The 965-nt window shown below is 59.9% G+C and carries 1 protein-coding gene; it reads right to left on the reverse strand.

The window, feature by feature from the left end; genetic code table 11:
- Window positions 1-14: 14 nt before the first annotated feature.
- Complete coding sequence (locus AOT83_RS00020) at window positions 15-953, reverse strand: methionyl-tRNA formyltransferase (RefSeq protein WP_057963431.1); 939 nt, start codon at window positions 951-953, stop codon at window positions 15-17.
- Window positions 954-965: the final 12 nt, after the last annotated feature.

Below are 965 nucleotides of genomic sequence, written 5' to 3' on the forward strand. Positions count from 1 at the left end.
CTACCGCCTGGGGATCAGGTGTGGCTGTTGAGATATCCCCCGCGCCGGAAGTACTCGTGGCCGCTGTGCTCGTTGCCGTCGGCGTCTCGGATGCGGGTGATCACCAGCCCGCGGTTACCCACGCGGTAGGCATCAGCGCCACACACCACGACCCCGCCTTCTTCCTGCACGATCACCCGCCCCGGCGTACCGCCATAGCGGGCCTCAGAAATCCGCGCCTCCAAAACCTCGATACGCCCACCGTCATAGAACGTGAACGCCCGCGGATACGGATCCGACAACGCCCGCACAAACCGCTCCAGATCCTCGGCCGGCCAACTCCAATCGATCGCACTGTCACGCTCAGAACGCTTATGGCAGTACGTCCGCTCCCCCTTGTTCTGCGGCCGCCACAGCGCCTCACCGGACTCCAACGCACCCAGCGCCTCAGCCAAAACCCCCGGAATCAGATCCATCCCCCGCAACACCAACTCGGTGCCGGTATCAGCCGGACCGATCGGCAGCGAATGCTGCACCAAAATGTCACCGGTATCCAAACCGCTATCCATACGATGCACCGTCAACCCGAACTCGGACTCACCACTGATCAACGACCACAAAACAGGCGAGAACCCAGTAAATTTCGGCAGCAACGAATCATGAAAATTCAGCGTGCCATGCGGCGGGAAATCATAGAGCTCCACCGGCATCCGGTTATACCAACTATTGACCACAATGACATCAGGCTCAGCGCCCTTAACCAATTCGATGGTTTCAGCATCCACCCGCGTCGCCAAATGCACCGGAATACCGTGCTCACGCGCAAGCTCATCAACCGGCGCCGACCAAATCGCCTTATACGCTTCCTCACTAGAGGGATGCGTAACCGCCAGCACCACCTCATGCCCCAGATCGATCAACGCCTGCAAAGTCCGGTAACCCCAGACCTGATACCCAAACGACACGACACGCACTACACGACCCCA

The sequence above is a fragment of the Mycobacteroides sp. H001 genome (genome assembly GCF_001440005.1).
Classification (GTDB): Bacteria; Actinomycetota; Actinomycetes; order Mycobacteriales; family Mycobacteriaceae; genus Mycobacterium; species Mycobacterium gwanakae.